We start from the raw sequence: 23132 nt of genomic DNA, 5'->3' as shown, positions 1-23132 counted from the left end.
GCCGCCCGTTCCGCGGTGCGCTCGGACGACGGCCCCATGGCCGGTCCGGCGACCGGGCGCGTGGGCGAGGCCGAGCAGTGGTACCGGCAGGCCGCCGCGCGTGGCCACCGGCGTGCCGCCCTGCACCTCGGCGCCATCCTCGAACAGCGCGGCGAGCCCAAGGAGGCCGGTCGCTGGTACCTCATCTCCGCGAAGGCCGGCGAGGCTCGGGCCGCGTGCGCGCTCGGATTCCTGCTGCGTGACGCGGGTGATGAGGAGAGCGCCGCCGTGTGGTGGCTGCGTGCCGCCCAGGACGGCGACGGAAACGCCGCCAACGCCCTGGGCGCCCTGCATGCCGCCCGTGGCGAGCAGCAGACCGCCGAGCGCTGGTACCGCGCCGCCATGGACGCGGGCGACGTCAACGGGGCCTACAACCTGGGGCTGCTCTGTGCGGCCCAGGACCGTACGCCGCAGGCCGAGCAGTGGTACCGCCGCGCCGCGTACGCGGGGCACCGCGAAGCCGCCAACGCACTGGCCGTACTCCTGCTCCAGGCGGGCGACGCGACCGGCGCCGAGCCCTGGTTCTCCAAGGCGGCCGAGGCGGGCAGCGTCGATGCGGCCTTCAACCTCGGCATCCTGTACGCCGGACGCGACGAGGACCGGACGGCACTGGTCTGGTACGAGCGGGCCGCCGCGGCAGGCCACACCGAGGCAGCGCTCCAGGTCGGCATGGCCCTGCTGCACCGCGGCGAGGAGCACGCGGCCGAGCGCCATCTGCGCTGCGCGGCGGGCGGAGGCAGCGCCGAGGCCGCCTTCCGGCTGGCCGGGGTGCTGGACTCGCGGCAGCCGCCGCCCGGACCTCCCGCGCTCGGCGAGCCGATGCCGGAGAAGACCGAGTGCGAGGAGTGGTACGAGCGGGCCGCCGAGCAGGGGCATCGCCGCGCCCAGGTGCGGGTCGGGATGCTCGCGGCGGCCCGTGGCGACGTGGACAGTGCGGCCCGTTGGTACCGCGAGGCCGCCGAGTCGGGCAGCCGCAACGGCGCCTTCAATCTCGGGCTGCTGCTGGCCCGCGAGGGCAGCGAGCGCGAGGCCGCGCTGTGGTGGAGCCGTGCCGCGAACGACGGGCATGGCCGGGCCGCGCTGCGCCTCGCCCTGCTGGCCGCCCGCCGCGGGGAGCTCACCGAGGGGCAGCGCTGGTGCGCACGGGCGGTCGAACTGGGCCCGGCGGAGGTCGCCGAGCGGGCTGCCCGGCTGCGCGAGGCGCTGCATCAGGAGCTGACCGCGTAGCTTGCGCGGCGGCCCCCGCACGGCCCGCAGAAACGGATTTGCGCTGGTCCAGGGCGTCACGTACTGTTGGTTTCAACGACGCGGGGTGGAGCAGCTCGGTAGCTCGCTGGGCTCATAACCCAGAGGTCGCAGGTTCAAATCCTGTCCCCGCTACTGAACACAGAAGGCCGGATCCTTTAGAGGGTCCGGCCTTCTGTTCGTACGTCTGCGCGCGAGTCAGAGCTTGTGGCCCACCGCCTCCGAGTACATCGCCCGGTCGACGGCCTTCGCCTCCGGCACCGGGGCCCCCTTCGAGACACCCGAATCGGCGTACGCCTGCTGCAGCCGGTCCGTCGTGCCCTTCCGTATCTCCCAGTCCATCCGCATCGACGGGGTCGAGCGCAGTGTGGCCTCGTCGGTCTTCATCAGCTTCGCCAGCTCGGCGACGAAGGCGGGATCGGACTTGTAATCGCCGGCGAAGTAGGTGTTCACCGTCCGGATGTAGGCGCGGAGAAAGGCGACGCCCGCGTCCGGGTCCTTGTTCAGCAGCGTCGGGCCGAAGAGCAGGCCGCCGAGCGGTTCGCCGACAGGCTGGCCGCCCAGGAACGCGTACTTCTTGTCGCCGTCCACCTTGCGCCAGATCGGGTCGAGCAGCCAGGCCGAGTCCACGCCGCCGTTCTGCAGCGCGGTCAGCACATCCGCGGAACCGAGCTGCTGGAAGCTGATCCTGTCGAGGCCGCCGCCGTGCTTCTTCAGGGAGGTGTCCATCGGGTACGCGATGACCGAGCCCTTGCCGATCATCGTGCCCAGTTTCCGGCCCGCCATCTCGACGTGATCGGCGCTCTCGCCGTCCTTGAGACGAACCCACAGGCCGCTCTTGGAGGTGGGGTCGGGGGAGAAGTTCCCTGCCACCCACCTGATGTCGAAGCCGCCGTTGATGCCGTTCATCACGGCTGCCTCGGGAGCCGCCCACTGGGCGTCCACATCGCCCCTGGCGAGCAGCGGCAGGGCGTCCGGGGTGGGCAGTACCTTCAGTTCGACGTCCAGCCCCTCTTTCGTGAACTCGCCCTTCGCCACCGCGACCTGGAGCGGAGCGACGTACTCCGCACTCAGGGTGCCGGTGGCGACGGTGATCTTCCGCTTCTTCGCCAGGGGCCGGGCCGCCGGGGCGCCCTTGTCGCAGCGGGCCGGTTTCCGGTCGGGGGCGAGGTCGGCCGGGTCGGTCCAGCTGCCGCCGCCACAGCCCGCGACGGGCTTGACGGTGCGCGGTGCGGCGGCGGCGCTGTCGCCGCCGGAGTCGTTGCCGGCGCAGCCTGCCGCGCCGAGCAGGGATGCCGTGACGAGCACGACGGTGCAGGTGAAGGGGGTGTGTGTACGCACAGTGCCTCCGTACGAAGAACGTGGGGAGCCGTTCAGGACTGGCTGCGGCCGCGGTCGCGCGGGGCCCACGGTGTGAGCAGCCGCCCGGCGATCCGCACCACTTCGGAGAAGACGACACCGAGGACCGCCACACACACGATGCCGACGAACATCACGTCGTTCTGGAACAGTGCCCGGGAGTCGAAGATCAGATGGCCGAGACCGTCGGCCGCGGCGATCTGTTCGGAGGCGACGATGACGAGCACGGCCACCCCTGCCGCGATCCGTGCCCCGACCAGGACCGCGGGCAGCGACGCGGGCAGCAGCACATGGCGGAACATCTGCCAGGGCGAGGCGCCGAAGACCTGACCGGCATCACGGTGGCCGACCGGTACGGCGAGTACGGCCGCCATGGTGGAGATCCAGACGAAGAAGAAGACGGTCGCGGCGACCAGGGCGATCTGCGGTCCTTCACCGAGGCCGAACATGTTGAGGAAGACCGGCAGCAGGGCCAGCTTCGGCACGACGTACAAGGCATCGAGCAACGGCTCCAGCGCCGCCCGTACGAGTGAGAGCGAGCCCATCAGCAGGCCGAGCGCGTATCCCGCGACGGTGCCGATCGCATAGCCGCCGAGGACCCGCTTGAGCGTGGCCCATACATCCGGCCACAGTTCACCGGCGCCCGCCCGGTCCCAGCCGTCCGCCAGGATGGTGGAGGGGGCGGGGTAGACCCGGTCGTCGATCCAGGACTGTGCGGCGGCCAGTTGCCAGAGCAGCACGAGGAGCAGCGGTACGGCGACGGCGAGCGTGAGTTCCAGGGCGCGGCGTCTGCGGTGGGTGCGTACCGGATACAGCTCCTGCGGGCCCGGTCTGCGGATCAGGACGCCGTCGTCGGGCTTCGTGGCGTTCACGGTGGTGGTCATGCCGGGACCGCCTCCCTGCGCACCTCACCGCGCAGAAGTTCCCACAACTCGCTCTTCAGCGCGGTGAATTCGGGTGCCGACCGGACCCCGCCGGTGCGCGGCCGGCCGAACGGTGGGCGGCGCTCGGCGATGATCCGCCCCGGTCTGGCGGACATCACCAGCACCCTGTCCCCGAGCACGATCGCCTCTTCGAGGCTGTGGGTGATGAAGAGGGTGGTGGTACGGGTGGTCTGGGTGAGGTCGAGCAGCTCGTCCTGGAGGATCGTGCGCAGCTGGGCGTCGAGCGCCGCGAACGGCTCGTCCATCAGCAGCATTTCGGGTTCGACGGCGAGGGCGCGGGCGATCGCGACCCGTTGCCGCATACCGCCGGAGAGGGTTGCCGGATACGCCCCCGCGAAATCGGAGAGCCCCATCCGGGCAAGCCAGTCGCGCGCCCTGGCATCGGCTTCCTTGCGCGGTATGCGCTGGATGTCGAGACCGAACCGGACATTGGCGAGCACGGTCTTCCAGTCGTAGATCCCGTAGTCCTGGAAGATCATCGCCGCCGGACGGGGTGAGGCCGTACGGATGGACAGTTCGCCGGAGCTGGGGCGGAGCAGTCCGGCGGCGATCCTGAGCAGCGTGGACTTGCCGCAGCCGGACGGGCCGACGATGCAGGTGAACTCGCCCGGCGCGACGGAGAGATCGAGCGGGCCGAGGGCGGGCAGGGCCTTGGCGCCGCGCCCGAACGAGCGGGTGAGCGCGTCGGCGCGGAGTTTGGGACTGGTGGCTGCGGTTGTGGGTGGGGTCGGGTGCGGATCTCCCACGGGTCTCTCCTCGCGCGTATCGAGGTGCGGATCCGCCGCGGGGCGGACGTGATCGCCGCAGACGATATGACTACCCGTCAGATTCGGGAAGGGGGTGCGCACGTGCTGGTGGCGGGGAGGTGTGTCATTCCCTGCGAGGGGGTATGCGGAAGGCCCCGGTGCGCGCGATGCTCGCACCGGGGCCTTCCGTGGCGGGACTCAGGTCGTCGCGGCGCAGTTCGGGCAGATACCGCGGTAGGTCACCTCGACATTGGAGACCGTGAAACCGAACCGCTCGTCGCTCGGCAGATCCGCCAGCGGGTCGCCCGCCGGGTGTACGTCGCGGATGGTGCCGCAGCTCGCGCAGACGAGGTGGTGGTGGGGGCGGTGTGCGTTCGGGTCGTACCGCTTGGCCCGGCGATCCGTGGAGACCTCGATGACCTCGCCGAGCGTCACCATTTCGCCCAGGGTGTTGTAGACGGTGGCGCGGGAGATCTCGGGCAGCTTGGCGACGGCCCGGGCGTGGACCTCGTCAGCAGTCAGATGCACATGGTCCCCGTCGAGGACCTCGGCCACGACGCGCCGCTGCGCAGTCATGCGCCAGCCGCGTCCGCGAAGTCGTTCCAACAGGTCACTCATGGGAACAAGCCTAACAGTGGGGGGACCGGGTCCCGAACGGGTGTGACTTTGGATGTTCACTTGACTTGGACTATGTCCATTGTAGGATCGGGATCGGCATACGCCAAGGGACAGGCTGTGCAGGACATGACGAATGTGCAGGAACGACGCAGGAGGCGCACGTGACGCAGGGACCGCTCACCACGGAGGCCGGCGCGCCGGTCGCCGACAACCAGAACAGCCAGACCGCGGGCGTCGGCGGTCCGGTCCTGGTGCAGGACCAGTCGCTGCTGGAGAAGCTCGCGCACTTCAACCGCGAGCGCATTCCGGAGCGCATCGTGCACGCCCGCGGTGCCGGTGCGTACGGCACGTTCACGCTCACCCGTGACGTCTCCCAGTGGACGCGGGCGAAGTTCCTCTCCGAGGTCGGCAAGCAGACCGAGACGTTCCTCCGCTTCTCGACCGTCGCGGGCAACCTCGGCTCCGCCGACGCGGTGCGCGACCCCCGCGGCTTCGCGCTGAAGTTCTACACCGAAGAGGGCAACTACGACCTCGTCGGCAACAACACCCCGGTGTTCTTCATCAAGGACGCCATCAAGTTCCCGGACTTCATCCACACCCAGAAGCGCGACCCGTACACCGGCTCGCAGGAGGCGGACAACGTCTGGGACTTCTGGGGTCTGTCGCCCGAGTCCACCCACCAGGTGACCTGGCTCTTCGGTGACCGCGGCATCCCGGCCACACTGCGCCACATGAACGGGTACGGCTCGCACACGTACCAGTGGAACAACGAGGCCGGCGAGGTCTTCTGGGTCAAGTACCACTTCAAGACCGACCAGGGCATCAAGAACCTCACCCAGGCCGAGGCCAATAAGCTGGCCGGTGAGGACCCGGACAGCCACCAGCGCGATCTGCGCGAGGCGATCGAGCGCGGCGACTTCCCGTCCTGGACGGTGCAGGTCCAGATCATGCCGGCGGCCGAGGCGGCCACGTACCGCTTCAACCCGTTCGACCTCACCAAGGTGTGGCCGCACGCGGACTACCCGCCGATCGAGATCGGGAAGCTGGAGCTCAACCGCAACCCGGAGAACATCTTCGCGGAGACCGAGCAGTCGATCTTCAGCCCCGCGCACTTCGTGCCGGGCATCGGTCCGTCCCCCGACAAGATGCTCCAGGGCCGTCTCTTCGCGTACGGCGATGCCCATCGCTACCGCGTCGGTATCAACGCCGACCACCTGCCGGTGAACCGCCCGCACGCCACCGAGGCGCGCACCAACAGCCGTGACGGCTACCTCTACGACGGCCGCCACAAGGGTGCGAAGAACTACGAGCCGAACAGCTTCGGTGGCCCGGTCCAGACGGACCGGCCCCTGTGGGAGCCCACCTCGGTCACGGGTGAGATCGGCACGCACGAGGCCCCGAGCCACGCCGAGGACAACGACTTCGTGCAGGCCGGAAACCTCTACCGGCTCTACTCCGAGGACGAGAAGGCCCGGCTGATCGACAACCTCGCCGGGTTCATCGCCAAGGTGTCGCGCGATGACATCGCCGAGCGTGCCATCAACAACTTCCGCCAGGCGGACGGCGACTTCGGCAAGCGTCTGGAGGCCGCGGTCCAGGCCCTGCGCGGCTGACAAGGACGCCTGTCGTCGACGGTGGGCCGGTTCCCTCTTCGGAGGGGACCGGCCCACCGGTCGTTCTTGGGGGCTCAGCCGACGAGTTCCGCGTGGTGGCGGCGCCTGGTGGGGGCCCAGCAGCGCAGGATGTCGCGGACCGAGACGATGCCGACGGGTCCATGGTCGTCCAGCACGATCAGATGGCGGAAACCGCCGTGCGTCATGGCCTCCGCGGCCTCTTCCAGGGTCCAGGTGGGCGCGGCGAAGACCACATCGGTGGTGGTGTGGGTGGCGGCGGTCTCGACATCGGGGTTCTGGCCGGAGCCGACCGCGTTGAGGATGTCGCGCTCGGTGAGAATGCCGAGCCCGCTGGTGTCCTGGTCGAGGACGACTGCGGCTCCGATGCGGCGGACCGACATCAGCCGGGCGGCCTGGCGGAGTGTATGGGTGGGGCCGATGGTGAGGACCAGCGTGCTCATGGCGTCACGGACGAGCATGAAGAGAGCCACCTCCTTCGTGAAGCGACTGCGTGAGTCGGTTCACAAGTTCACAAGCAGGGGGACTCTCAGAGTTGCACCGATGCGAGACCGGAACAAGGGGGGACGAGATCATCCGAGGGGGCGTGCGGTGGTGCGCGACGCCCCTCGGGGGCGTGATCCGGATCAGTAGCGCTGGTTCAGATAGCCCAGGAGTTCGTGGTGGAGCAGTCCGTTCGAGGCTGCCGCGTTGCCGCCGCCGGGGCCGGAGACTCCGTCCAGGCTGGTGAACCTCCCGCCCGCCTCCTGGACGATGATCGCGTTCGCGGCCATGTCCCAGAGCGAGAGCTCCGGCTCCGCGCAGATGTCGACCGATCCCTCGGCGACCATCATGTACGGCCAGAAATCCCCGTACCCGCGAGTGCGCCAGCAGGCCCTGGTCAGATCCATGAACCCGTCGAGCCGGCCCTGCTCCTCCCAGCCGCTCAGCGACGCGTACGCGAACGAGGCGTCCGCGATCCGCTCCACCTTCGACACATGCAGCCGGGTCGCGGACGTCAGACTGCGGCCGGAGAACGCCCCCGCACCCTTCGCCGCCCACCAGCGCCGGTTCAGCGCGGGGGCCGATACCACGCCGACCACCGGCTGGAACCCGTCCTCCCCGGCTTCCATCAGGGAGATCAGCGTCGCCCAGACCGGCACGCCGCGTACATAGTTCTTGGTGCCGTCGATCGGGTCGACGACCCAGCGCCGCGGGCCGGTGCCCTCGATTCCGTATTCCTCGCCCAGAATCGCATCGCGCGGGCGCGCCCGATGGAGATGGCCGCGGATCAGTTCCTCGGCGGCCTTGTCGGCCTCGCTCACCGGCGTCATGTCCGGCTTGGTCTCGACCTTGAGATCCAGAGCCTTGAACCGGTCCATCGTCGCCGCGTCGGCGGCGTCCGCCAGCACATGGGCGAGGCGCAGATCATCGTGGTAATCGGGCATGTCGTCACAGTATCGACCGCAGGTGAACAGAGCTACAGGGCCCCGCGGCCGCCCGGACCATTGACAGTCCCCTCAAGCGCGTCAACTCTGGGAAGCAGAGCCCTTGGCGCGGGAGGCGATGATGCCCACAGCGCGAGACGCATTGCTGGACGCCGCACTCTCGGCGCTGGCCGGTCTGCCCTGGTCGGCGGTGCGCATGGTCGATGTCGCGTCCGCCGCCGGAGTCTCCCGGCAGACCCTCTACAACGAGTTCGGCGGCAAGGACGGCTTGGGCCGCGCTTTGGTCCGGAGCGCTGCCGACGGCTATCTGGCCGGAGTCGACCGGGCTCTGGGATCAGCAGGCGGTACGGGGGACAGGCTGGCGGCCACCGCTGCCTGGACCGTCCGCGCCGTTCGAGCGAATGCCCTGGTCAGGGGGTTGCTCACGGGCTGCTGGGATGAGCGATTACCCCGTCCCCCACACCCCGTGGCGCCGACCGCATCGCTCGTGCCCGCCCAGCGGCGGGCCGATGCCGGGACGCCGACGCCCGCCGAACTGCTCGGCCAGGTCGGAGCGCGAGCGGTGGCCGCCCTCGACGAGGGACGGCCACCACACGACCCGGAGGTACTGGCCGCGACCTGCGAGATCGCGCTGAGGCTCGCACTGAGTTACGCGCTGGTGCCGACTCCCCCGGGGACGGAGGGGGAGGTGGCGCCGCTGGTGCGTGAGGTGGTGGAGTGGCGGCCCACCGGGTGACCGCTCGGTGCGCGAGGCGGAGCAGCGGTCGCGGGCCGGGTGACGCCGGCGCGGGTGCCGGTCACACCGCCGCGTGCCACTTCTCGCGAACGGGTTGCCGGGGTGTGAGCGCGACGCGCGGTCAGTGGGACGAGCCCGAGAGCTGTAGTCCGATCACTCCGACGATCACCAGCGAGATCGAGACCAGCTTGAGGGTGGAGACCACGTCGTCGAGGAAGACCATGCCGTAGATCGCGGTGCCCGCCGCGCCGATGCCCGTCCATACGGCGTAGGCGGGCCCCACGTCGAGTTTCTTCAGCGACAGAGTCAGCAGACCGAAGCTGCCGAGGGCGAAGATGCAGAACGCGACGGTCGGCCAGAGCCGGGTGAAACCGTGCGAGAGTTTCAGACAGACGGCGAAGCCGGTCTCCAGAAGTCCTGCGACCACGACCAGCAGCCACGCCATCGTCAGTGCCCTCCCACGTCGGTGACCGCCTTGCCTCGCTGGGCGTGATTATGCACTTACCTGCGGCAGCAGATCGCAAACGTGCCGGGGTCAGTCGCCTTCGCGTCGCTCCCGGGTGGACATCAGCCGCCGCAGTGATTCAAGCCGCGCCGGATCTGCGTGGCCGTCCGCCACCCAGGCGTCCAGGGCGCATTCCGGTTGATTGCTGTCGTGGGTGCAGCCGCGCGGGCAGTCCTCGGTGCCCGGCTCCAGGTCCAAGAACGCGTGGATCACCCGGGACGGGTCGATGTGGTTGAGCCCGAAGGAGCGCACACCGGGGGTGTCGATCACCCAGCCGCGGTAGTCGGGCAGGGGGAGCGCCAGTGCCGATGTGGTGGTGTGCCGGCCACGGCCGGTGACCGCGTTGACGACCCCGGTGGTACGCCGCCGGTCCTTTGGCACGAGCGCGTTGACCAGCGTGGTCTTCCCGACACCGGAGTGCCCGACGAACGCGGTGACCCGGTCGCGCAGCTGCTCGCGGACCCGCTCCGCCGCGTCGCCGTTCTCCAGCTCCTCGCGGCTGGTGACGATGAACGGGACGCCCAGCGGGATGTACGCCTCCAGCAGCTTGTCCGGGGAGGCCAGATCGGACTTGGTCAGCACCAGGAGCGGGGAGAGCCCGCCGTCGTACGCGGCGACCAGACAGCGGTCGATCATCCGCGGGCGGGGTTCCGGATCGGCCAGTGCGGTGACGATCGCCAGCTGGTCGGCGTTGGCGACGACCACCCGCTCGTACGGATCGTCGTCGTCCGCGGTCCGGCGCAGCACCGAGCGGCGCTCACCGATGCGGACGATGCGGGCGAGGGTGTCCTTGTCGCCGGACAGATCGCCGACGATGGAGACGGTGTCACCCACCACGGCTGCCTTCCGGCCCAGCTCACGGGCCTTCATCGCCATGACCGTACGGCCGTCGACGAGACAGGTGAGGCGGCCGCGGTCGACGGTGAGGACCATGCCCTCCTCGGCGTCCTCGTGCTTCGGGCGGGTATGCGTACGAGGCCGGTTGCCCTTCGGGTTGGGGCGGAACCGGATGTCGTCCTCGTCGGGGTTCTTGCCGTAGCGGCGCATGTCTCAGGCCCCGAGCATTCCGGTCCACATCTGCGGGAAGTCCGGCAGGGTCTTGGCGGTTGTCGCCACGTTCTCGATCTCCACTCCGGGGACGGCAAGGCCGATGATCGACCCCGCGGTTGCCATCCGGTGGTCGTCGTACGTATGGAAGGTACCGCCGTGCAGCGGCCGGGGCCGGATGCGGAGCCCGTCGGCGGTCTCGGTGACGTCGCCGCCGAGCTCGTTGATCTCCTTGGTGAGCGCGGCCAGCCGGTCCGTCTCGTGCAGCCGCAGATGAGCGACACCGCTCAGGGTGGACGGGCCGTCGGCGAGGGCCGCGACCGCCGCGATGCCCGGGGTGAGCTCGCCGACCTCGCCGAGGTCGACGTCGATGCCGTGGATACGGCCCGAACCGGTGAAGGTGAGGCCGCGCTCGGTCAGCTCGCAGCTGCCGCCCATCGCGGTGAAGATCTCCCGCAGTGCGTCACCGGGCTGGGTGGTGCGCTCGGGCCAGTCGGGGATGGTGACCCGGCCGCCGGTGACCAGCGCGGCGGCGAGGAACGGCTGGGCGTTGGAGAGGTCGGGCTCGACGGTCAGATCGCGGCCGAGCAGGGCGGAGGGCGAGACCCGCCAGACGTTCGGCTCGCCGCCCGTCTCCGGCTCGTCGACCTGGGCGCCCACGGCCCGCAGCATGTCGACGGTCATCCGGATGTGTGGCATGGAGGGGAGCCTCGCGCCGGTGTGGCGCACCTCCACCCCCTGGTTGTAGCGCGGCGCCGACAGCAGCAGCGCCGAGACGAACTGGGAGGACGAGGAGGCGTCGATCGACACCGGTCCGCCGTCCAGCGCACCGCCGCCGTGCACGGTCAGCGGCAGCGAACCGCGCCCGTCGTCGTCGATCCGGGCGCCCAGTACCCGCAGCGCGTCGATCACGCCGTTCAGCGGGCGTTCGTACGAACGGGGGTCGCCGTCGAAGCGGATCGGGCCCTCGGCGAGGGCCGCGACCGGCGGCAGGAAGCGCATGACCGTCCCGGCATTGCCGACATCGATCGTGGTGGGGCCGTGCAGCCCGGCCGGGATGACCCGCCAGGCCTCGCCGGAGCCGTCCGGGCCGACGCCTTCCTCGATGCCGACGCCCATCGCGCGCAGCGCCTCGGCCATCAGCAGGGTGTCGCGGGAGCGCAGCGGGCGGCGCAGCCAGCCGGGCTCGGCGGCGAGAGCGGCGAGGACGAGGGCGCGATTGGTGACCGATTTCGATCCGGGCACGGTGACGGTCGCGTCGACGGCGCCGCTCGCTCGGGGGGCGGGCCAGAGGGCGGGGTGCACGGCACTTTCGGTCATGGATCTCACTTTAGTGGCTCACCGCGAACCCGAATCTCGATCAAACAAGACGAAACCGGTATGTAACGCAAGCGTGGTAGGCGTCGCCGGGCGGCACCGGCCCTCACATACCGAGCAGCCAGCGCCCGCCGCCGATCAGTGAGCAGAGCGACACCGCGTGGAAGAGGAACAGCCAGAGCGCGGCCGGTACATCCGTCAGCCGCGACAGCTGGTCCGCGTCCGAGTCCGGCGCACCGCCGTGCCGGCGCTTCGACTGGAGCTCGAAGGCCGGGCGTACGCCGCCGAGCAGCAGGAACCAGACCACGGTGTATGCGAACAGTGACTGCACGGCGGGCGAGGCGAGCCAGGACACCAGCAGGAAGGCCGACCCGGTGAGGATCACCGTCAGTGCCCCGTACACATTGCGGATCATCACCAGCATCACCGCGAGCAGTGCGGTGGCCACCCACAGCAACAGTGTGATCCTGCCGTCGACCAGCAGCCACGCCCCGCCCAGCCCCAGCAGCGGCGGGGCGGTGTAGCCCGCAGCGGCGGTCAGGATCATCCCGATGCCGGTCGGCTTGCCGCGGCTGACCGTCAGCCCACTGGTGTCCGAGTGCAGCCGGATGCCGGACAGCTGTCGTCCGGTGAGCAGGGCGATCAGCCCGTGCCCGCCCTCGTGCGCGATGGTGATCGCGTTGCGGCTCAGCCGCCATATCGGGTTCGGTACGACGGCGATCAGTGCGAGCGTTCCGGTCACCACCACCAGCCACTGCTCGGGCGCGGGCTGGGTGCCGAAGACGCGGTCCCACAGATTGCCCAGATCGGTGCTGTCCATGGCGTGGGCGGCTCCTTGCGGTATCGGCGTCTTGTCGTCGTGACGGTCGTGGCAGTCTGGCACTTATGTGCGGACGGTATGCAGCGAGTCGGCGGCCCGAGGATCTGACCGGACTCTTCCAGGTCGAGAAGTGGGAACCGGCGGAGACCTTGGCGCCCGATTGGAACGTGGCGCCGACCAAGGAGGTCTACGCCGTACTGGAACGTCCTGTGAAAGACGCAGACGACCAGCGTCCGGTTCGCCAGTTGCGCGCCCTGAAATGGGGGCTCGTACCGTCCTGGGCGAAGTCCCCCGAGGGTGCCGCGCGCCTGATCAACGCCCGTGCGGAGACCGTCCACGAGAAGCCGTCCTTCCGCCGCCCCTTCGTCTCGCGGCGCTGCATTCTGCCTGCCGACGGCTACTACGAGTGGGTCACCGGTGCGGATGAGCGGCAGCTGGAGGAGAAGGGGAGGAAGAAGCGGCCGCGCAAGCAGCCCTACTTCGTGACACCCGCCGACGGATCGGTCTTCGCGATGGCCGGACTGTACGAGTTCTGGCGCGACCGGACCCTGCCGGACGATCATCCGATGGCCTGGTGGGTGACCTGCTCGGTGATCACGACCGAGGCGGAGACCACCCCGCTCGCCGTCGCCCCGGCCGAGGGCCCGGCCGCGCTCGCCGACATCCACCCCCGGATGCCGCTGATGCTGACCCCCGACCGGTGGGACGCCTGGCTCGACCCGTCGCGCACCGACGTCGAGGAGCTGAAGGGGCTGCTCACACCGCCGCCGGGCGGCCTGATGCGGGCCTATCCGGTGGCCACGGCCGTCAGCAACGTCCGCAACAACGGTCCCGAGCTGCTGGAGGAGCTGGCCGCGCCGGAAGCGAGCACGCTCTTCTGAGCCTTTTCCGACCGGGCAGGATGGGGTGCGTGAGTACTGCAGAGACAGGCCGCAGGGCCGAGACGGTCGACACGGAAGCCGGGCCGGCCAGGATCACCTGGCTGCCCGCCGAGAACGCGAAGAACGCCCGCCTGGTGCTCGCGGTCAGTCATGGCGCGGGTGGCGGCATCGAGACCCGCGACCTGCGGGCCCTGGCCGCCGCACTGCCCGCCCACGGGGTGACCGTCGCCCTGGTGGAGCAGCCGTGGCGGGTCGCCGGCAAGAAGCTCGCGCCCGCCCCGAAGACCCTGGACACCGGATGGCGGGGTCTGTGGCCCGCGCTCACCGCAGCGGGGCTGCCCGTCGTCGCGGGAGGGCGCAGCGCCGGGGCACGGGTGGCCTGCCGTACGGCGGCGGAGCTCGGTGCCCACGCCGTCCTCGCGCTCAGCTTTCCGCTGCATCCTCCGGGGAAGCCGGAGAAGTCCCGCAAGGACGAGCTCCTCGGATCCGGAGTACCCACGCTCGTCGTCCAGGGCGGCAACGACCCGTTCGGGCGGCCGGCCGAATTCCCTCCGGGTGAGTACGAGATCACCGAGGTGCCGTACGGCGACCACGGGTTCGCCGTACCGAAGAGGTCCGGCCTGACCGAGGGTCAGGCGATGGAGATCCTCACCACCGCCGTGGCTGCGTGGCTGTCCACCCTCGTCTGACGTATGCCCCTGCGAGTGGAGTCGCTCACAGCCGCTGGGGAAGCCCGGGCGCACCCCGGGAATGTTGAGCGAGGGGCCACTGTTGTGGCTGACATCGGTACATCAACGTCGTACGTGGAGAGGGAGTCCGTCGCATGGGTTCGACCATCTGCCCGCGCCGCTCGAACGCCGCTGACCTGGAGTGGACGGTCCTGCATGCGGCCAAGACCACTCCCGAGCGGGCACTGAGCGGATCGGATCGACAGCCCGTCTCGAAGCAAGGTCGACTATTCTCCGATTCGAGCGGGTCCGGTTTCGGCTCCGCCACAGCGTTGGAGGAGGTGGGTCCGGTCACTGGGACCGACACAGGGACCGACGACGGCCGCGCACAGGAGACGACTGCCGAGCGCAACGCGCGCTTCGAGCGGGACGCTCTCGGTTTCCTCGACCAGATGTACTCGGCCGCGCTGCGCATGACGCGCAACCCCGCAGACGCCGAGGACCTGGTCCAGGAGACGTATGCCAAGGCCTACGGGTCCTTCCACCAGTTCCGTGAGGGCACCAACCTCAAGGCGTGGATGTACCGCATCCTCACCAATACGTTCATCAACTCGTACCGCAAGAAGCAGCGCGAACCCCAGCGCAGCGCCGCCGAGGAGATCGAGGACTGGCAGCTGGCGCGCGCCGAGTCGCACATGTCGACCGGTCTGCGCTCCGCGGAGTCGCAGGCTCTCGACCACCTGCCCGACTCGGATGTGAAGTCTGCTCTGCAGGCGATCCCCGAAGAGTTCCGCATCGCCGTATATCTCGCCGATGTAGAGGGCTTTGCCTACAAGGAGATCGCGGACATCATGGGGACTCCCATCGGTACGGTGATGTCCCGACTGCACCGGGGCCGCCGCCAACTGCGCGGCATGCTGGAGGACTACGCCCGTGAGCGCGGGCTCGTCCCGGCCGGTGCCGGAGAGTCGGACGATCGGAAAGGCTCGGGCTCATGAGCTGCGGAGAGCCGCACGAGACGGACTGCTCAGAGGTCCTCGATCATCTCTACGAGTTTCTCGACCACGAGATGCCCGACAGCGACTGCTCCAAGTTCGAGGTGCACTTCGAGGAGTGCTCCCCGTGCCTGGAGAAGTACGGCCTGGAACAGGCCGTGAAGAAGCTGGTGAAGCGCTGCTGCGGCCAGGACGACGTGCCGACCGATCTGCGCTCCAAGGTGATGGGCCGGATCGACCTGATCCGCTCGGGGCAGGCGGTGCCCGAGCAGGACGTGACGGCGTCGGAGACCGGTCAGCCGACCGCCGCCAAGGAGTGACGCCCGGCGGCCGTCACTCGTAGCCGCACCCCCGTATCGCCCGCGTCCCGCGCACATCACCCGAATGTGCTAATCGGGCTCATCGACGCTCGACGGGACACACAACTCGCTAGCCTGGCGCCTTCATTGAGCACGTTGAGGGGCGGGCGGGGCGGGTGGGAGGCACACGCGGGGCGGCGCGCGCGTACATTCTGACGGCCGCGGTCGGCGCCCTGTCATGTGTGCTCCCCGCGCTGGGAACGGGCGCCGGGGGCCCGTGGGCCACCGTCGGACTGCTCACCGGGCTTTATCTGGTCTGTGAACTCGCCGGGCGCTGCCCCTTCTTCGGCAGCTCCGTGCCGATCGGCGCCGGATCGTTCTTTCCGCTGCTGCTCGCCGCCGCCTTTCTGCTGCCGCCGGCCGCGGCCGCCCTGGTCGCGATCCCCGGATCACTCGTCGGCCGGGTGGAGGCTCCGCCCGCCACCGCACGGCGTGTCTGGCGGACCGCACAGCTCGCCGTCACCGTCTGGGCGGCCTCGTCCGTACACGGTCTGCTCGGAGGTGCCGCCACGCTCGGCGGCACCGGTACCGGTACCGACCGGCTCCCCGACCTCCCGTACGCCCTGCTGCCCGCCTGCGCCGCCGCCCTGGCCTTCAGCCTCGTCCTGACCGCTCTGGACGGCTCCATCCTGGTCGCGGCCGAACGGCTGCCCTTCCGGCGTGCCTGGAGCGGACTGCTGTCCCGCTCGCTGGGACCGCATCTGGTGCACGGCCTCGCCGGGCTGATGATGGCCGTCCTGTGGCGCGGTCCGTACGGGCCGCTGTCCGCGCTCATCGTCCTGCTGCCGATGTACATCTCCTGCTGGGTCTTCGCCCAGTACCACCGTGAGCACACCGCCCACCGCGCCACCATCAGGGCGCTGGTGCAGGCCGTCGACATCAAGGACACGTACACCCGCGGTCACAGCGAACGGGTCGGGCAGGTCTCCGTCCTCATCGCCCGTGAACTGGGCATGGACCAGGACCGGATGGAGGTCCTCCGGTTCGCCGGCATTCTGCACGACGTGGGCAAACTCGGCGTCCCCACCCGGGTGCTCCGCAAGGACGGACCGCTCACGCCTCAGGAGCGGCGGGTCATCGAACTGCATCCGGAGTACGGGCACGAGATCGTCCGCGGCATCGGCTTCCTCGGTGAGGCGCGGGCCGCGATCCTGCACCACCACGAACGACTCGACGGCAGCGGCTACCCGTACGGGCTCAGCGGCCGGGAGATCCCCGAGTTCGCACGGGTCGTCGCGGTGGCGGACGCCTTCGACGCGATGACGTCGACCCGGTCGTACCGGCGGGGGAGACCGGTGCCCGCGGCGCTGGAAGAGCTGAAGAGGTGTGCGGGTACGCAGTTCGATCCGCAGATGGTGCGGGCGCTGGTGCGGGCGGTGGACCGGCACGGGTGGTCGGCAGCGACGGTGGCGGTGACGGCGGACGAGGCGATGTGGCGGCCGCGGAGGGAGGGGGCGGCGGACGGGGGCGCCGGAGCCGTCCGGGGGCTGGTTCGTCCGCAACCGCCGGACGATCCCGGCGCCCCCGGTCTGCAGCCGTCCGCGGACCGTCGCCGATGACCCGGGTCGGGACGCGGCTTCCCCTCGTCGTCCTCGCCGTCCACGGCGCAGCCGCGATGCTCGCCGTCGCCGGGCTCGGCCACACCCTCTGGGACGGTGTCCACGAACCCGGACACGCCCTCGCCTTCGGGGTGCTCATCACCGTCGGTGAACTGGCCCGCTGGGGTGCGCTTCCCGGCGAGCGTGAGCCCGCGCCGCTCGGAGCCGCCGGAGCACTCGCGTACGCCCTCCTCGGCCGCAGCGGCGGTGCCCCCACCACCCACGGCGTCCTCCAGGTGGTGGCCGTACTCGTCGCGGCACTGCTCGTCGCCTGTGTACCCCATGTGGCACGCGGCAGCGGACCCGCGCCCGACCGGGTGGCCCGCCGCATTCTGACCGTCGCCTTCGCCTCCGTGTGCTTCCAGCCGCTGTACAACTCCGGTCGTGCCGCGGACTGGTTCGGCGAAGGCCCGTACTACGTACTCTTCATGCTTCTGTTCCTCGTCCTGACGGCCCTGTGCGACGCCGTGCTCGCCGCCCTGCTGCTGCGCTCGCGCACCGACCATCCGTACGGGCCGCTGCTCTCCGACGAGCTGCGCGCCCTGATCGGCATCGGGTCGGCGGTCTGCGCGACCGGGGTCGTGATGGCCCTCGGGGTCGCCGCCGCCGGGCTGTGGGCGCTGCCCGTCCTGTGCGTACCGCTGCTGCTGACCCAGGTCTCGTTCCGCCGGTTCGTCGCCGTGCGCACCACCTACCGGCAGACGATCACTTCGCTCGCCCGGTCCACCGAGATCGCCGGATACACCCCACCCGGGCATGCCCGCAGGGTCGCGGTGCTCTGCGCGGCCGTCGGACGTGAGCTGGGGCTCTCCGGGAGCGAGCTGACCGTGCTGGAGTACGCGGCCCTGATGCACGACATCGGCCAGCTCTCCCTCGTCGACCCGGTCCCGGAGGGGGCGACGGCCACCCTGCCCGCCGCCGAGCAGCGCCGCATCGCGCTGCTCGGAGGGGCAGTGGTCCGGCAGACCGGGGTGGACACCGAGGTCGCCGTCGTGGTGGAACGGCAGGCCGACCCCTATCGCGAGCAGCCGTTGTCCGCCAGGATCGTCAGGGCCGTCAACGCATACGACGACCTCTGCGGGGAAAGTCTCATCGGGCCGCTGGGTGCGCTGGAACAACTCAGGCTCGGTACCGGTCACGACTATCACCCCGAGGTCGTGGAATCACTGGCCAGGGTCCTGGCCCGGGGCGGTCCGACCCCCGTCCTGCCTGGGTAACCCATGGGTAATGAGCGGGTGTCCGGCCCGGCATGGTTGGATGCGAAGAGGAGCGGAAAACGAGGGTGTCCAGTCGGGACAGGCGGGAATCGTGAGGATCTTCGGGAAGGTACGGCATCGGCCCTCCGCCTCTTGGCGGCAGGCCACGGACCGCGCGTTCACGCTGATCGGCGACGGCCGGTACGAGGACGCGGGCGCGCTGCTGACACGTGCGGCGGACCTGGAACCCTGGCTCTCCGAGTCATGGTTCAACCTGGCGCTGCTGCACAAATTCCGGCATGACTGGGAACAGGCGAGAGCAGCCGGCCTGAGGGCCGTCGCGCTGCTCGACAAGGAATCCGGTGCTCCCGACTGGTGGAACGTCGGGATCGCCGCCACCGCACTGCAGGACTGGCCGCTGGCGCGCCGGGCCTGGCAGGCGTACGGCCTCAAGGTGCCGGGCGCGGGCCAGTACACCTCGGCGGCCAACAGCGAGCCGGTCGGCATGGAGCTGGGCAGTGCCGCGGTACGGCTGTCCCCGGAGGGGGAGGCAGAGGTCGTCTGGGGCCGCAGGCTCGATCCGGCCCGGATGGAAGTGCTCTCCATCCCGCTGCCGTCGTCCGGCCGCCGCTGGGGCGAGGTCGTCCTGCACGACGGCGTGCCGCACGGAGAGCGGGTCACCGCCGCCGGACCCGCGTACCCCGTCTTCGACGAGATCGAGCTGTGGGCGCCGTCCCCCGTACCCACCTGGGTCGTGCTGCTCGAAGCGGCCACCGAGGCGGACCGGGACGCCCTGGAGCAGCTGGCGTCCGACGCAGGGTTCGCCGCCGAGGACTGGTCGTCCTCCGTGCGGCTGCTCTGCCGGGCCTGCTCGGAGAGCAGGATGGAGAGCGACGAGGGCGACGGCGAGCACCTGGACCCGCACGACCACAGTGAGCCGGGGCATCCGGGCCCGCTGGGGCACCGCACCGCCGGTGAGCTGTGGGTGCCCGAGCGCGAGTGCGGCATAGCGGCACCGGCCGGACTGGTGCGCGGACTGCTGGACGGCTGGGTGGCGGACAGCCCGGACAGCCGTGAGTGGCGGGATCTCGAAGAAGTCTGCTGACCGGTGCCCGTAGGCTGTACGGGCACCGATCGCGGTGCTCGGGTGCCCGGACCCCGGTCCATCGGATGTCCGGGTTTCAGGTTTTGAGGAAGGCGTACGGCGGACATGGCGCAGCAGGAGACGGACGAGCAGATCAGCGTCGACGACGAAGGTTTCGTCGTGGACACCGAGGACTGTGAGGCGCGCGAGGCGGCACATCGTGAGCGCGGCACCTCCCGCCCGATCACGGTCGTGGGCAACCCGGTACTGCACAGGGAGTGCAAGGACGTCACCGAATTCGACGACGAGCTGGGCCGGCTGATCGACGACATGTTCGCGAGCCAGCGGACGGCGGAGGGCGTGGGCCTCGCCGCCAACCAGATCGGCGTCGATCTGAAGGTCTTCGTCTACGACTGCCCGGACGACGACGGTGTGCGGCACGTGGGCGCCGTCTGCAACCCGGTGCTGGAGGAGCTGGCGCCCGAGGACCGGGTCCTGGACGACTCCAACGAGGGCTGCCTCTCCGTCCCGACGGCGTACGCCTCGCTGGCCCGCCCGGACTACGCGGTGGTCCGCGGACAGGACGCCAAGGGCAACCCGGTCAAGATCCGCGGCAACGGCTACTTCGCCCGCTGCCTCCAGCACGAGACGGACCACCTGTACGGATACCTGTACATCGACCGGCTCTCGAAGCGGGACCGCAAGGACGCGCTGAGGCAGATGGCGGAGAACACGCCGCGCTACGAGACCGTGCCGAACGACTGAGCATCCGATTGCCGCCGGGTGGGCCCGGTCTCCCTTGCGAGGGCGGCCGGGCCCACCGTTTCCGTCCCTGCGTGGATCGTCAACTCTCGTTTGCTCGTGTGTAGTTGACGCGCGTCAACTCGTCCGACAAGCTCTCTCACCACATCTCCGTCGTGGTAGGGAGCCCCTCATGCTCAGACGCACCGCACGACTCCTGCTCGGTCTTGTCATGACCATGGCTTTCGCTTTGGGTGGGGCCGTGGTGACCGCCGGCACCGCACAGGCCGACGGCTGCTACACCTGGACCCGCACACTGTCCCCCGGCGCCACCGGCAATGACGTCGTCCAGCTCCAGATACGGGTGGCCGGCTACCCCGGCTACAACTCCGTGCTCGCCGTCGACGGCTCCTACGGACCGGCCACCACCGCCGCCGTCAAGCGCTTCCAGGCCGCCTACGGCCTCGCTGCCGACGGCATCGCGGGACCGGCCACCCAGGCCAAGATCTATGAGCTCCAGGACAACGACTGCACCCCGATCCACTTCACGTACGCCGAGCACAACCAGTGCAATACGACCTGGGCGGGTGGTGCCGTCGCGGCGGGCACGGCGAAGGCCAACGCCCTGAGCACCATGTGGAAGCTGGAAGCGCTGCGCCACGCCCTCGGTGACCAGTCGATCCGGATCACCAGCGGCTTCCGCTCCACCTCCTGCAACAGTGCGGTCGGCGGCGCGGCCAACAGCCGTCATCTGTACGGGGACGCGGCCGATCTCGGCGCCGGACCGCACGCCCTGTGCACCCTCGCCAAGGAGGCCCGCAATCACGGCTTCAACGGGATCCTCGGCCCGGGCTACCCGGACCACGGTGACCACGTCCACGTCAACCAGGGCCCCAGCCACTTCTGGTCGGCGCCGAACTGCGGCATCTGACGCACACAGGTGGGGCCCGCCGGCAACGGCGGGTCCCACACGTGCGTCCGGCGGTCAGGTTCTGGAAGTCGTCGTCGAAGGCGACCGAGCCCTCCACCGCCACCTGGTGGGCGGACGGCCGACGCTCGAAGAAGTTCGTCAGCTCCTGCACGCCCTGCAGCTCCATGAACGAGAACGGGTTCTCGGAGCCGTAGACGGTCGGGAAGCCCAGCCGGGTGAGCCGCTGGTCGGCCACGCACTCCAGGTACTGGCGCATGGACTCGGTGTTCATGCCCGGCAGTCCGTCGCCGCACAGATCCCGGCCGAACTGGAGCTCCGCGGCCACGGCCTCCTTCACAGTGTCCTGCGTGACCCCGGCGAACTCTGCTCCGTGCAGCCAGGAGGCGTACCGACCCGGAATCGCAAGTGGTCACCTCGAAGCTCCCGACACACGTCCCTGATCGAAAACCACTGATCTGAAAATCCCATGCACCAGCAAGATTGCCGTCTGTTAGCTTCAGCGTGCCCATCAGGAGCCCGCCGGGTTCTTTGGAAGAAGGAACGGCCGGGCTCAGGCAACAAAGAGAGGGAAACCGCATGAAGTTGAGCAAGGTGCGAGCCGCTTCCATCACACTGTGCGCGTTCGCCTTGGGGCTGGTCACGGCCAACTCCGCGTCTGCCGCAGGGTGGACCTATGGCGCCTACGAAGGCGGCGGGTACGGCGTCTGGAACTACGACCCGGGTCCCGACCCGATCGGCTACGGCGACGCGCCCGGGGACGCAATCGCAGCCTGTGACACTGCTGCAGACGGCTGGGGCATCGAGGTCCGGCTCGACATCAACCGCGACGGGCACATCGACCGCACGGTCAGCACCCGCGGGCATTCCTCCCCGTACTGCTCGGGCTATGCGACCGGCGACATCGTCGAAGGAACTCCCGTCAAGGTGTGGGTCGTGAAGGTCAACGGTTCGACCGACTACCACCCCGTCTACAAGAACGGAAACGCGTAAATTCCAGCCACTCCGATCGGAATGACACCGGAAGCTGTGCTGCGACCTGAACTGCCCGCCGAGTGACCCGAGTAGCCTCGCCCCCCATTACGCGGCGATGCCGCCGTACAGCCGGTCGGCCCGCAGCCGGCTGTCCTCGGAGGTCGGCGGGCAGTTGGTGCCCGACCGGCGGCTGACCTCAATCAGGGGCCGGCCACCACTGGTCGATGCCGAAGGGCGAGATCTGTTGTGGATCAGGCCACTTCGACCATTGCGCCCGGGCCACGGAAGGTGCGGCGGTACGCATTCGGCGTGGTGCCCAAGGAGCGCACGAACTGGTGGCGCAGGGCGGCCGCGGTCCCGAAGCCGGTGCGCCCGGCGATGGTGTCCACCGTTTCATCGGATGTCTCCAGCAGGTGCTGTGCCAGCAGTACCCGCTGGCGCAGCAGCCAGCGGTACGGAGTGGTGCCCGTCTCCTGCTGGAAGCGACGGGCGAAGGTGCGCGGCGACATGTGCGCCTGGGCGGCGAGCTGCTCGACGGTCATCTCCTGGTCGAGGTGGCGCTCCATCCAGGCGAGCGTCTCGCCGACGGTGTCGCAGGGGGTGCGGGGCAGCGGCCGCTCGATGTACTGCGCCTGGCCGCCGTCCCGGTGCGGCGGCACCACCATGCGGCGGGCGAGCGCGTTCGCGGCATCGGGGCCGTACTCCTGCCGGATCAGGTGCAGGCAGGCGTCGATCCCGGCCGCCGTGCCCGCCGATGTGATGACCGGGCCCTCGTCCACGTACAGCACATCGGGTTCGACGACGGCCCGCGGGAAGCGGCGGGCCAGCTCCGAGGCGTGGCGCCAGTGGGTGGTGCAGCGGCGTCCGTCCAGCAGTCCGGCCGCGCCGAGCACATATGCGCCGGAGCAGACGCTCATCACCCGGGCGCCCCGTTCCACGGCTCGGCGCAGGGCGTCGAGGGCCTCTTCGGGGTAGTCCCGGTCCGCGAAGTGGCTGCCGGCCGGCACGGCGATGAGGTCGGCCTCCTCCATGCGGTCGAGGCCGTACGGCGTGCTGATGGTGAAGCCGGCGTGGGTCCGGAGCACCGGGCCCTCGGCGGAGACCACGGCGAAGTCGTGGGCCGGCAGTCCCTGGTCGCTGCGGTCGAGGCCGAAGACCTCGCACAGCACGCCCAGTTCGAAGGGATGGACCTCGTCGAGCAGCAGAACGGCGACATTTTTCAGCATGGGGCAAGTGTGGCAGTAATTCGATGCTCTATGACAGTCCTGCCACT

Annotated in this window: 23 protein-coding genes, 1 tRNA gene and 2 pseudogenes; 14 read left to right on the top strand and 12 right to left on the bottom strand. The window is 70.0% G+C overall.

Annotated features, from left to right (window positions below):
* A pseudogene (locus tag GA0115254_RS42170) lies at window positions 1-1266 on the top strand (sel1 repeat family protein); the annotation flags it as partial.
* Window positions 1267-1345: 79 nt separating this feature from the next.
* A tRNA-Met gene (locus GA0115254_RS42165) sits at window positions 1346-1419 on the top strand.
* Window positions 1420-1482: 63 nt separating this feature from the next.
* Here the strand turns inward: GA0115254_RS42165 and GA0115254_RS42160 are convergent.
* From GA0115254_RS42160 to GA0115254_RS42145, 4 genes are all read right to left on the bottom strand, one after another.
* Window positions 1483-2625, bottom strand: a complete 1143-nt coding sequence (locus GA0115254_RS42160) for an ABC transporter substrate-binding protein (protein WP_093900548.1) — start codon at window positions 2623-2625, stop codon at window positions 1483-1485.
* Window positions 2626-2657: 32 nt separating this feature from the next.
* Window positions 2658-3527, bottom strand: coding sequence for an ABC transporter permease (locus GA0115254_RS42155; RefSeq protein ID WP_093900547.1), 870 nt, complete (start codon window positions 3525-3527; stop codon window positions 2658-2660).
* Window positions 3524-4333, bottom strand: a complete 810-nt coding sequence (locus tag GA0115254_RS42150; protein WP_093900546.1) for an ABC transporter ATP-binding protein — start codon at window positions 4331-4333, stop codon at window positions 3524-3526. Before GA0115254_RS42150 ends, GA0115254_RS42155 begins: the two co-directional genes overlap by 4 nt.
* A gap of 198 nt (window positions 4334-4531) precedes the next feature.
* Window positions 4532-4951, bottom strand: coding sequence for a Fur family transcriptional regulator (locus GA0115254_RS42145; protein ID WP_093900545.1), 420 nt, complete (start codon window positions 4949-4951; stop codon window positions 4532-4534).
* A gap of 161 nt (window positions 4952-5112) precedes the next feature.
* On the opposite strand from GA0115254_RS42145, the gene GA0115254_RS42140 reads away from it, so the two are divergent.
* Window positions 5113-6564 (top strand): catalase, encoded by a 1452-nt coding sequence (locus GA0115254_RS42140; RefSeq protein WP_093900544.1) that lies wholly within the window; start codon window positions 5113-5115, stop codon window positions 6562-6564.
* Between the two features lie 74 nt (window positions 6565-6638).
* Here GA0115254_RS42140 and GA0115254_RS42135 read toward each other — a convergent pair whose 3' ends face one another.
* Window positions 6639-7043 carry a CBS domain-containing protein gene (locus GA0115254_RS42135; RefSeq protein WP_093900550.1) on the bottom strand — a complete coding sequence of 135 codons (405 nt, stop codon included), beginning with the start codon at window positions 7041-7043 and terminating at the stop codon, window positions 6639-6641.
* Window positions 7044-7208: 165 nt separating this feature from the next.
* The gene (hisN, locus tag GA0115254_RS42130; RefSeq protein ID WP_093900543.1) at window positions 7209-8009 is read right to left on the bottom strand and encodes a histidinol-phosphatase; all 801 of its coding nucleotides are present in this window, start codon (window positions 8007-8009) and stop codon (window positions 7209-7211) included.
* Window positions 8010-8127: 118 nt separating this feature from the next.
* On the opposite strand from hisN, the gene GA0115254_RS42125 reads away from it, so the two are divergent.
* Window positions 8128-8745 carry a TetR/AcrR family transcriptional regulator gene (locus GA0115254_RS42125; protein WP_093900542.1) on the top strand — a complete coding sequence of 206 codons (618 nt, stop codon included), beginning with the start codon at window positions 8128-8130 and terminating at the stop codon, window positions 8743-8745.
* A 121-nt stretch (window positions 8746-8866) separates the two neighbouring features.
* Here the strand turns inward: GA0115254_RS42125 and GA0115254_RS42120 are convergent, their stop codons facing one another.
* The 4 genes from GA0115254_RS42120 to GA0115254_RS42105 all read right to left on the bottom strand — a co-directional run bounded on the left by GA0115254_RS42120 (window position 8867) and on the right by GA0115254_RS42105 (window position 12434).
* Window positions 8867-9190 carry a DMT family transporter gene (locus GA0115254_RS42120; RefSeq protein WP_093900541.1) on the bottom strand — a complete coding sequence of 108 codons (324 nt, stop codon included), beginning with the start codon at window positions 9188-9190 and terminating at the stop codon, window positions 8867-8869.
* A 90-nt stretch (window positions 9191-9280) separates the two neighbouring features.
* The gene (gene rsgA / locus GA0115254_RS42115; protein WP_093900540.1) at window positions 9281-10297 is read right to left on the bottom strand and encodes a ribosome small subunit-dependent GTPase A; all 1017 of its coding nucleotides are present in this window, start codon (window positions 10295-10297) and stop codon (window positions 9281-9283) included.
* Window positions 10298-10300: 3 nt separating this feature from the next.
* The gene (aroA, locus tag GA0115254_RS42110) at window positions 10301-11617 is read right to left on the bottom strand and encodes a 3-phosphoshikimate 1-carboxyvinyltransferase (protein ID WP_093900539.1); all 1317 of its coding nucleotides are present in this window, start codon (window positions 11615-11617) and stop codon (window positions 10301-10303) included.
* 103 nt (window positions 11618-11720) lie between these two features.
* Window positions 11721-12434, bottom strand: coding sequence for a M50 family metallopeptidase (locus GA0115254_RS42105; RefSeq protein ID WP_093900538.1), 714 nt, complete (start codon window positions 12432-12434; stop codon window positions 11721-11723).
* A 65-nt stretch (window positions 12435-12499) separates the two neighbouring features.
* On the opposite strand from GA0115254_RS42105, the gene GA0115254_RS42100 reads away from it, so the two are divergent.
* The 9 genes from GA0115254_RS42100 to GA0115254_RS42060 all read left to right on the top strand — a co-directional run bounded on the left by GA0115254_RS42100 (window position 12500) and on the right by GA0115254_RS42060 (window position 20887).
* The gene (locus GA0115254_RS42100; protein ID WP_093900537.1) at window positions 12500-13315 is read left to right on the top strand and encodes an SOS response-associated peptidase; all 816 of its coding nucleotides are present in this window, start codon (window positions 12500-12502) and stop codon (window positions 13313-13315) included.
* A 29-nt stretch (window positions 13316-13344) separates the two neighbouring features.
* Window positions 13345-14004, top strand: coding sequence for an alpha/beta hydrolase family protein (locus GA0115254_RS42095; RefSeq protein WP_370741030.1), 660 nt, complete (start codon window positions 13345-13347; stop codon window positions 14002-14004).
* A 320-nt stretch (window positions 14005-14324) separates the two neighbouring features.
* Window positions 14325-14981 (top strand): sigma-70 family RNA polymerase sigma factor, encoded by a 657-nt coding sequence (locus GA0115254_RS42090; protein WP_189273941.1) that lies wholly within the window; start codon window positions 14325-14327, stop codon window positions 14979-14981.
* Window positions 14978-15298 carry a mycothiol system anti-sigma-R factor gene (gene rsrA / locus GA0115254_RS42085; RefSeq protein WP_093900534.1) on the top strand — a complete coding sequence of 107 codons (321 nt, stop codon included), beginning with the start codon at window positions 14978-14980 and terminating at the stop codon, window positions 15296-15298. The genes GA0115254_RS42090 and rsrA overlap by 4 nt, the downstream gene beginning before the upstream one ends.
* Window positions 15299-15453: 155 nt before the next feature.
* Window positions 15454-16896: an HD-GYP domain-containing protein gene (locus tag GA0115254_RS42080; RefSeq protein WP_093900533.1), complete on the top strand. Its 1443-nt coding sequence runs from the start codon at window positions 15454-15456 to the stop codon at window positions 16894-16896.
* Window positions 16893-18152, top strand: a complete 1260-nt coding sequence (locus tag GA0115254_RS42075; protein ID WP_093900532.1) for an HD-GYP domain-containing protein — start codon at window positions 16893-16895, stop codon at window positions 18150-18152. The genes GA0115254_RS42080 and GA0115254_RS42075 overlap by 4 nt, the downstream gene beginning before the upstream one ends.
* Before the next feature lie 91 nt (window positions 18153-18243).
* On the top strand, window positions 18244-19236 hold the full coding sequence (locus GA0115254_RS42070; protein ID WP_093900531.1) for a tetratricopeptide repeat protein: 993 nt from the start codon (window positions 18244-18246) through the stop codon (window positions 19234-19236).
* Between the two features lie 105 nt (window positions 19237-19341).
* Window positions 19342-19980, top strand: a complete 639-nt coding sequence (def, locus tag GA0115254_RS42065) for a peptide deformylase (RefSeq protein WP_093900530.1) — start codon at window positions 19342-19344, stop codon at window positions 19978-19980.
* A 169-nt stretch (window positions 19981-20149) separates the two neighbouring features.
* Window positions 20150-20887: a D-Ala-D-Ala carboxypeptidase family metallohydrolase gene (locus tag GA0115254_RS42060; RefSeq protein WP_093900529.1), complete on the top strand. Its 738-nt coding sequence runs from the start codon at window positions 20150-20152 to the stop codon at window positions 20885-20887.
* A 64-nt stretch (window positions 20888-20951) separates the two neighbouring features.
* On the opposite strand, the pseudogene GA0115254_RS42055 reads toward GA0115254_RS42060, so the two are convergent.
* Window positions 20952-21287 (bottom strand): annotated as a pseudogene (locus GA0115254_RS42055) (ribonucleotide-diphosphate reductase subunit beta); the annotation flags it as partial.
* 176 nt (window positions 21288-21463) lie between these two features.
* On the opposite strand from GA0115254_RS42055, the gene GA0115254_RS42050 reads away from it, so the two are divergent.
* Window positions 21464-21877: a hypothetical protein gene (locus tag GA0115254_RS42050; protein ID WP_370741029.1), complete on the top strand. Its 414-nt coding sequence runs from the start codon at window positions 21464-21466 to the stop codon at window positions 21875-21877.
* Between the two features lie 233 nt (window positions 21878-22110).
* Here GA0115254_RS42050 and GA0115254_RS42045 read toward each other — a convergent pair whose 3' ends face one another.
* Window positions 22111-23085, bottom strand: coding sequence for a GlxA family transcriptional regulator (locus tag GA0115254_RS42045; RefSeq protein ID WP_093900528.1), 975 nt, complete (start codon window positions 23083-23085; stop codon window positions 22111-22113).
* Window positions 23086-23132 lie beyond the last annotated feature (47 nt).

The sequence above is a fragment of the Streptomyces sp. Ncost-T10-10d genome (assembly GCF_900091955.1).
Classification (GTDB): domain Bacteria; phylum Actinomycetota; class Actinomycetes; order Streptomycetales; family Streptomycetaceae; genus Streptomyces.
The sequence above is the reverse complement of the archived record's forward strand: the minus strand, read 5'-3'. Positions and strand labels throughout refer to the sequence as shown.

What these genes read in the sequence shown, in the direction of transcription:
- GA0115254_RS42125 (WP_093900542.1), top strand. Translation starts at nt 8,128, where the DNA reads ATGATGCCCACAGCGCGAGACGCATTGCTGGACGCCGCACTCTCGGCG.
- rsrA (WP_093900534.1), top strand. Translation starts at nt 14,978, where the DNA reads ATGAGCTGCGGAGAGCCGCACGAGACGGACTGCTCAGAGGTCCTCGAT.
- GA0115254_RS42105 (WP_093900538.1), bottom strand. Translation starts at nt 12,434, where the DNA reads ATGGACAGCACCGATCTGGGCAATCTGTGGGACCGCGTCTTCGGCACC.
- hisN (WP_093900543.1), bottom strand. Translation starts at nt 8,009, where the DNA reads ATGCCCGATTACCACGATGATCTGCGCCTCGCCCATGTGCTGGCGGAC.
- GA0115254_RS42155 (WP_093900547.1), bottom strand. Translation starts at nt 3,527, where the DNA reads ATGACCACCACCGTGAACGCCACGAAGCCCGACGACGGCGTCCTGATC.
- GA0115254_RS42100 (WP_093900537.1), top strand. Translation starts at nt 12,500, where the DNA reads ATGTGCGGACGGTATGCAGCGAGTCGGCGGCCCGAGGATCTGACCGGA.
- GA0115254_RS42050 (WP_370741029.1), top strand. Translation starts at nt 21,464, where the DNA reads ATGAAGTTGAGCAAGGTGCGAGCCGCTTCCATCACACTGTGCGCGTTC.
- GA0115254_RS42135 (WP_093900550.1), bottom strand. Translation starts at nt 7,043, where the DNA reads ATGCTCGTCCGTGACGCCATGAGCACGCTGGTCCTCACCATCGGCCCC.
- GA0115254_RS42060 (WP_093900529.1), top strand. Translation starts at nt 20,150, where the DNA reads ATGCTCAGACGCACCGCACGACTCCTGCTCGGTCTTGTCATGACCATG.
- aroA (WP_093900539.1), bottom strand. Translation starts at nt 11,617, where the DNA reads ATGACCGAAAGTGCCGTGCACCCCGCCCTCTGGCCCGCCCCCCGAGCG.
- rsgA (WP_093900540.1), bottom strand. Translation starts at nt 10,297, where the DNA reads ATGCGCCGCTACGGCAAGAACCCCGACGAGGACGACATCCGGTTCCGC.
- GA0115254_RS42045 (WP_093900528.1), bottom strand. Translation starts at nt 23,085, where the DNA reads ATGCTGAAAAATGTCGCCGTTCTGCTGCTCGACGAGGTCCATCCCTTC.
- GA0115254_RS42075 (WP_093900532.1), top strand. Translation starts at nt 16,893, where the DNA reads ATGACCCGGGTCGGGACGCGGCTTCCCCTCGTCGTCCTCGCCGTCCAC.
- GA0115254_RS42120 (WP_093900541.1), bottom strand. Translation starts at nt 9,190, where the DNA reads ATGGCGTGGCTGCTGGTCGTGGTCGCAGGACTTCTGGAGACCGGCTTC.
- def (WP_093900530.1), top strand. Translation starts at nt 19,342, where the DNA reads ATGGCGCAGCAGGAGACGGACGAGCAGATCAGCGTCGACGACGAAGGT.
- GA0115254_RS42145 (WP_093900545.1), bottom strand. Translation starts at nt 4,951, where the DNA reads ATGAGTGACCTGTTGGAACGACTTCGCGGACGCGGCTGGCGCATGACT.